This is a genomic window from Caballeronia sp. (genome assembly GCF_049581465.1).
Classification (GTDB): domain Bacteria; phylum Pseudomonadota; class Gammaproteobacteria; order Burkholderiales; family Burkholderiaceae; genus Caballeronia.
Genome location: NZ_JBAUSA010001119.1, coordinates 1 through 6917 on the forward strand (window position 1 = coordinate 1; position 6917 = coordinate 6917).

General features: G+C 54.4%; 6 protein-coding genes. 5 read left to right on the plus strand and 1 reads right to left on the minus strand.

Annotated features, from left to right (window positions below; translation table 11 throughout):
• Positions 1-387 precede the first annotated feature (387 nt).
• Positions 388-639 (plus strand): YkvA family protein, encoded by a 252-nt coding sequence (locus WCA53_RS27320; RefSeq protein ID WP_423918109.1) that lies wholly within the window; start codon positions 388-390, stop codon positions 637-639.
• 6 nt (positions 640-645) lie between these two features.
• Here the strand turns inward: WCA53_RS27320 and WCA53_RS27325 are convergent, their stop codons facing one another.
• Positions 646-777, minus strand: coding sequence for a hypothetical protein (locus WCA53_RS27325; RefSeq protein WP_423918112.1), 132 nt, complete (start codon positions 775-777; stop codon positions 646-648).
• Positions 778-973: 196 nt separating this feature from the next.
• Between WCA53_RS27325 and WCA53_RS27330 the strand changes: the two genes are divergently transcribed.
• The 4 genes from WCA53_RS27330 to WCA53_RS27345 form a co-directional block, all read left to right on the plus strand.
• Positions 974-1213 carry a DUF4148 domain-containing protein gene (locus WCA53_RS27330; protein ID WP_423918125.1) on the plus strand — a complete coding sequence of 80 codons (240 nt, stop codon included), beginning with the start codon at positions 974-976 and terminating at the stop codon, positions 1211-1213.
• An 878-nt stretch (positions 1214-2091) separates the two neighbouring features.
• The gene (locus tag WCA53_RS27335) at positions 2092-2430 is read left to right on the plus strand and encodes a hypothetical protein (protein WP_423918115.1); all 339 of its coding nucleotides are present in this window, start codon (positions 2092-2094) and stop codon (positions 2428-2430) included.
• Positions 2431-4189: 1759 nt separating this feature from the next.
• A complete protein-coding gene (locus WCA53_RS27340; RefSeq protein ID WP_423918118.1) occupies positions 4190-4924 on the plus strand; it encodes an IS6 family transposase in 735 nt (244 codons plus the stop codon).
• Positions 4925-5806: 882 nt separating this feature from the next.
• A partial coding sequence (locus WCA53_RS27345) for a GMC family oxidoreductase (protein ID WP_423918121.1) occupies positions 5807-6917 on the plus strand: 1111 nt, incomplete at its 3' end.

Genomic DNA, 6917 nt, shown 5'->3' on the forward strand with positions numbered 1-6917 from the left:
GGCTTACCTACAAGTCGAGCGCCTTGATGCATCCGGCGTTAAAAAACAGTGATCGTGCCACAGCGAAATGACGCGGAATGAATGACCGCTTCGTAGAACAGCGACCGTCTCCTACGGGGTCGCGTGCAGCCGATCACAGACAGGCAAAGATCGGCCGGTTTGGGACCCGCAACGTCGCAACGTCGCCGCGTAGATCGCCAACAATCAAAAGGCTACAGGGCGAGAATGCTGTTGACGTTTATTGACCGCTTCCGCGCCCGATCCAGGAGTAGCATTTGATTTGCGGGATACGGCCTGCGCACATTCAAGAGCGGAAGGCAGCGTAGCCGATGCAGGGACGGAACTGGTGGTGACGTCGCCTTCCATAGGTAGTGGGGAACTGTCGGAATGAAAAAAATCGCTTTGCTATTGAAGGTGATCAAGAACGATCTGCGCGTACTCTGGTATGCGCTGGGGCACCCCAACCGTCCTGTATGGCTGATGCCCGCAATCGTTCTTGTAGCGTTGTACGCGATCGATCCTTTCAATGTCGCTGTTCCATTCGTCGGGATTGTGGACGATGGAGTGCTGGTCCCGATGGCATTGCACTTGATGGTCCGCTGTCTGCCACCCGAGTTGCAACGTCTACGCCGCCGATGATGGAAATCAAACCCGCAATGTAACGCAGAGTTCGGCCAACTTCGGGCGTTCGACATCGATACCTAGATCGCCGACAATCGCTATACGGCTGAGAAAACCGATGCTGACGATAGCGCGCAAGTCTTCGGGGGGTGTCATGAGACGGGCCGCCCGGGTCGTAGTAACCTGCACCATGCAGGCAAGGTTTGCGGCAGATTGGATTGGGTCGGCTCTCTTAAATAAAAACACTAGAGTAGTTCATTGATACCGGTCTGCTTTCCCACCGGGCAAATGCGCAGTTCGGTAAAGAGGTGTTTGGAGAGCGATGATGAAACCAAAGCAGTTGATGACGACAATGGTCGTGGCAACACTGTCTGTAGCGACCACTCTGGTGGGCGCCCAATCCGTTCAATCTTCGCAGTCAAGCTCGACGCAGGCAGTATCGACTCAAGGTCCGAAGACGCGAGCGCAGGTGCGCGCAGAATTGGCCCAAGCCCGCGCGGACGGGACTATTTCGCGTTTCGGCAACCCGGATCCTTATGGGCCCGGTGGTACGCCGAATTTTACTAGCCATCCGGTGGCAAGTACCTGGTAGATCGATTGTGTGAACAGCGCATGTGGCTGTCCGCTTTGTGGAAATGTCGAATGTCTCCTCGGGGTGGCGTGCTGCCGATCGCCGCCATGCTGAGTTTGCGTTGCGGTTGCCGGTTACAGGAGGCAGTGACCGGCCCAGAGCGTGTCAAAACGCGTAGACGCTGGAAATTTGACGGCGTTTTCTCAGTGGCAGATCTCAGCTTGTCGATTGCGGCACCACAAACGTCACATCAGAGCCAAACGTATTGCAAGGTAACCGCATAGGCGCATCCTCAGCCTTGTCCACGAAGTCGAGTTCGGATAATTGATAGCGCATATTCCGCTTGATGATTGGCGACAACGTTCTATAGTGAGACCACTTGAGGCTGGCCTTCTAACGCAACGTTGCACATGCAATTCGAAGCAGGCTCGAACGGGTCGTGCGCAAGAAGGGTGAACGCCTTCATCTTTACCGCGACGAATGACGTATTGCCGGGCCCCGGTTGTACTGGCAGCGCATGGGCGTGCATACCGCCCTGGCTAACTGCCTTTGCTAACTGCCTTTGCTCCATTCGACGCGCAACCACCGCCTTGATGGCGGCGGACAGCTGTGGCAGAAGATGGCGACATCATAAGCGCGGCGCGAGATCCGGTTCAGCCTGCCCTCGAGTCCTGGGCGGAGCGCTGGAAAGATCAGGCTTGCAATGAGCGCACCCTTACACATCAAACCGATCGAGTGGCAACTTCCGACCGATCGAGATTTTTCAACGTACTCAAGAACGATGCGCCTTAGTCAAACGTGTCCGGAACTCGATGTGTCGTTGTTCGTTGACGTAATAAAATCAGGCGGCTTGTTGGTGAAAAGGGCTCATGCCTAAGCGACTACCCTGACTCAACCGGTTGCTGCGTCTGATCGCGCAACTCGGCGGCTTCTTTTCTTGTGAGGCGATGCACCAAATCCCGTTCTTAAGCCTACAAGAGCGGCCCCCGCTTTCCGATACCTCAGAGACTCCTTTCTTTATGAGGATTGAACAGATCATGATGCTTCTATCCAGGCATGTGAAACGTAAAAAATCTCGCGCCGTGCTTGCAGCATTTATTTCATTTTCTTACAAAAATCATCTGACCGCACTTCAAATAGCCGAGCAATGGCGAGGTGAATTGGAAACGTCAAGGGCTATCAGCAATAAGAAATTGCCGGCAGCACTTATTTGTAACCAAGGAGGCGAACATGAATGATTCCAGAAGATTCTCCTTGTTTGTCATCCTGACGCCGGTATTTTTTATTTTGACGCTATGGATTTCAGTTTTTCCACATGAATATGCTCACGCAATAACTGCGTGGATTTATGGATATAAGCTGAGCCCATTCGAGATATCGTTCGGAGACTTTAACTGGTAAAACGTACTGTTCGTCGACGGAATTGACGAGCATGTCGATTATTTCCTGATTTATCTGCTCGGCGACAAGCATGCCATGGGAATGATAGCGTTTGCTGGGCCGTTCATAGCAACAACACTTTTGTACATTGCGTCCTTGTTTTTTATGCATCTGAATATAATCAAGATCGCCCTTATTTATTTTATTTTGTTTGTTGGGTAAACGTTGCGAACTTATCTGAATTGATCAGCTACGCTATTCTGCGTTCGATTAGCAAGCATGGTGATATTGGCCATATCGAGTTTGCATGGGAAGTATCCCCGCGGTTCATTTTTATTGTGGGCAGCATCCTGTTGGCTGTTGCCACCTGGTATTTCTTTTCTCACACGCTTGTTGAGTTGTATCTACGCAGTCGATTGAACTCCACTGCTTCGAAGTGCTTTTTCCTGATTTTATTCGCAGTTCTTTTATTGCGATACCCTGGTGCTCGCGTGCTTATCGAAAACAATGGTGTATTTTCGGTAAGTCTTTCGATTTTATTTTGCGTACTTACCCCGGTTATTGTAATAATTTGCTGGCCGAAGCGCCAATGGGTAATGGCGCGAAAGGGCAAGTATGCGGCCGTAACGAGTTTAAAGTTCTGAACGCTATAGGCGCCTTGCGCGTGGGCGGGTGAATCTTATCGGCAGGATTCAATAGCACCGTCCCGTCCACCTCAGGCGTCCCAAGCGCCACTGAATGCACGCATCCAGCTACCGCCGAAGATCTTCGCGATGTCGACAGAACTGTAGCCACGCTACCAGTTCGGGGCGAAGGTTGCCGACGTCGGCGACGCTCTCGAAGCCCTCGATATATTTGGCGCCTGCTTATAACTCATCTCCGGTGGAAACTCGAAGTACGTCGCGGGATTGGCCCAAAATCTCGCGAATCCAATCGCTTGCGAATGGGTTGGAAAGGATGAGAGATCGCCCGACCGAAAGGCTCCTTCCGGTTCGGCGTCAGCTGGCATGCGCCAAATAATCGCCTGCCCTATGAATCCGTCGCCGCCGAGCGTCGCCGAACACTCGATGTTGAACATACGGTGCTGAAAACGCATGTAACCTCATCTCGTCGAGAAACTCCCGTTTGCGCGTGCGCTTCGTCGACAAATCCAATCCAAGATGAAGTTGCGTCATCGCATCACCCCGTTTTCGTCACTGCGCTTAGAGTAGTGCATGCCGCCAGCAAATGCAGCAGTTTTGCAGACCTTCCTCGAAATCTGGTGTGATGAAGCCGACGGCTTAGGTGGCAGCCCGGATGACTTCTCGTATGAGCGGCTTCTATTGCCAATCGCAAAACCGCTCCCCCCGGCGCAAGGCCGCCGTCCACCGCCCGGAACACTCAAGCGCCGGTCCTGAACATACGGCCTCTGATGTTGCTTTAAACGACGAGCTATTTGGCTTTGCCGACAGTAGCGCGCGCGTTTCGAGGTAGTTCCGACGTTCGCTTCGAAGAAAATAGACCGACCGCAACGGTTCGCGTACGACCGATCGTCCGTTGGGCAGAGGTCGGTAGAGTCGAGGTGTGACGCGGTGGGGCACTGTCACGTTGCTCGGGCTGTCGTTTTAAGATGATGCGATGAAGAAATCCAAATCGCTCTATCAAGGTCATCGCTTTCCGGCCGCCGTTATCAGCTGCGCCGTGCGCTTGTATTTTCGCTTCCAATTGAGCCTTCGCGACGTCGAAGAGTTGCTGTTCGAGCGCGGCGTTGTCGTGAGCTATGAAACGATCCGGCGCTGGTGCGACAAATTTGGAACGGGCTTCGCGCGCCGAGTGAAAGTGGCGCGTCCCAAGCCCGGTAGCACGTGGCACCTCGACGAGATGTTCATCACGCTGCGAGGCGAACCGTACCTATTGTGGCGTGCGGTCGACCAGCATGGCGCCGAACTCGACATCCTGGTGCAAAAGAGGCGCGATAAGGTCGCCGCCAAACGCTTCTTCAAGCGTGTGCTGCGCTCGAACCGGGTACCGCGCAAGATCGTCACCGATCAGTTACGCAGCTACCCGGCGGCTAAAGCTGAGACCCAGGAGCTTGCGAATGTGAAGCACGTGTTCGTCAAAGCGGCAGCCCGGCTGAATAACCGGGCCGAGAACAGCCACCAACCTACACGCGAACGCGAGCGTCGCACGCGCGGCTTTCGCGACCTGAGACGCACACAGAAATTTCTCTCGTGCTCCGGGCCAATCCGGCAACATTTCGCGCTCAAGCGGCATCTGCTGCGCGCTTCACTTTATCGCAAACAGCTCGCTGCCCGGTTCGTCGCTTGGTGCGAATTCGCCGACGTCACCCAAAATCCGTCGTTCGCTTTCTGACCAGTCATCACACCGGCTTCGTGCCGCCTTGCTCTCGGCAAGTTGACAAAGCCGTGCGCGTAGCCATTGGTGACCTTCGTCGCGTTGGTACCGTTCATGCCAGAACTGAACGATATCGGCTGTCCTGATTGGCACGATGGATATGCATTACGCACGGCCGACCGGCTACGCAAGCACCCGAAAGGCAGGGCAGAACCCTTGCCATCTCGTGGTGGTGAGCGGCGCGTCGAGCATAGGTTAACGCATACCGGAAGATGAACCATTGCCGCGGCATGGTCCGCGGGGACGCGTTCGTCCCAAGGCATGAAATCTCTTCAGGAATTTCGGGTGATGAAGGGCAACACACTGTGGTTCATTGGGTGGCAATACATATTCAGGATGCCGAAAGTACCGAGGCTTCGACGAAGGTTGCAGGGTAGGCGTTTTTCACATTGAAATAGAAAACGACGCTATCCAAAAAGCATCAGAATCGTCGCCGACGCAGCAGATGGGCGAGATTGAGACGATCGAGCAGGCAGATGAGCCGCCCGGACGTTCACACTGAATGGCGTTGGCGCTAACCTACTTCACAGATGGACAAGCGGGAGGCTCGTCCACCATTTAGATGAGGAAGGGCGATCAAAACGGCGAAGGTGTTATTCGACACGGACCGCCGCGGGCGGCTGTTTGGACATCGCAATCGATTAATCCGCCAGGCGGCCGTCATCGCGATTTTTCGTCAAGCGGCGTCGACAAACTGCGCCGACCATTGGCAAGTTTAATCTTTTTGCAGTGTGATCGGCCCTTGCTTCACCCGCTGCGCGAGCGTTTGAAGCAGTAAGAAGCCTTGTGTTCACTTAGATAGCAAAGCGAAGCAATCCAACGGAATTTATTGGAGCCCCGATGGTAACAAACAAAGAATTTGATCGGCATGTCCAGGAAAATCAGCGTGAGCTCGCCGCTTGTATTGGCACGCCATTTGATTTTATCGTGTGTGGCGCGGGAACGTCGGGGTGCGTAGTTGCAGCAAGGCTAGCAGCAGACCCACGGTTGCGCGTTCTACTGATTGAAGCAGGCGGCCGTGACGATAGCGAGCTCGTTCAAGACCCGAATCGCTGGCCGATGACGTTAGGCGGCGAGCTGGACTGGAGTTTTGTCGCGGAAAGAAATCCTCAGCTCAACGGACGTGCGCTCGCTTATTCAATGGGAAAAGTGCTCGGCGGCGGATCCAGCATTAACGTATCGACATGGTCGCGAGGTCACCAGGCAGATTGGGACTTTTATGCTGCAGAGGCGTCTGACGAGACATGGAGTTATCGCGCCGTGCTCGACCTTTATCGACACCGCATTGAAAGGTGGGCGGGTGATCCGGACGCAGCCTACCGAGGCGAGCACGGCGCGGTGCACGTGCAGCCGGCGCAGAGTCCCTTTCCTTTTTCAGAGCATCTGTTGGCAGGTGCTGAGTCGCTGGGACTAGCTCGATTTCCCAACGCGAATGGTCGCATGATGGAGGCTGCTGCTGGATGCGCACTGGTCGACGAAACGGTTTGCGACGGCAGACGCCAGTCGATCTTCCGCTCGTACCTTTATCCGATGATGGCGCAGCCCAATCTGACCGTCTTGACCGGAGCTCATGTCAACCGAGTCCTGTTCGACAATCGTCGCGCGACAAAGGTTGAGTTCACGTTCCAGGGTAAGGAGATGACGGTGGAAGCGACTCGCGAAATCGTTTTGTCGTTGGGCGCTATCCACACACCCAAAGTATTGATGCAGTCTGGAATAGGCCCGGCATCAGAGTTGGCTCTTGCCGGTATCCCTGCATTGCAAATCCTGGAGGGCGTTGGACGCAATTTGCACGATCACGTTTCCATCGCCTCTGTCTGGGCCAGCGATGGCGAAGTGCTCGGAGCCTCCCCTCGAAGCCAGACCGCGTGTTTCTGGAAAAGTCGTCCTGAACTGGACAGCCCAAACTTTTATAACTATGCCATTTCCGGGGCGTATCTCACGCCAGAAA

Excerpts from the sequence above, each read along its gene's own strand:
- WCA53_RS27330 (WP_423918125.1), top strand. The coding sequence starts at position 974 with ATGGTCGTGGCAACACTGTCTGTAGCGACCACTCTGGTGGGCGCCCAA.
- WCA53_RS27320 (WP_423918109.1), top strand. The coding sequence starts at position 388 with ATGAAAAAAATCGCTTTGCTATTGAAGGTGATCAAGAACGATCTGCGC.
- WCA53_RS27340 (WP_423918118.1), top strand. The coding sequence starts at position 4,190 with ATGAAGAAATCCAAATCGCTCTATCAAGGTCATCGCTTTCCGGCCGCC.
- WCA53_RS27325 (WP_423918112.1), bottom strand. The coding sequence starts at position 777 with ATGACACCCCCCGAAGACTTGCGCGCTATCGTCAGCATCGGTTTTCTC.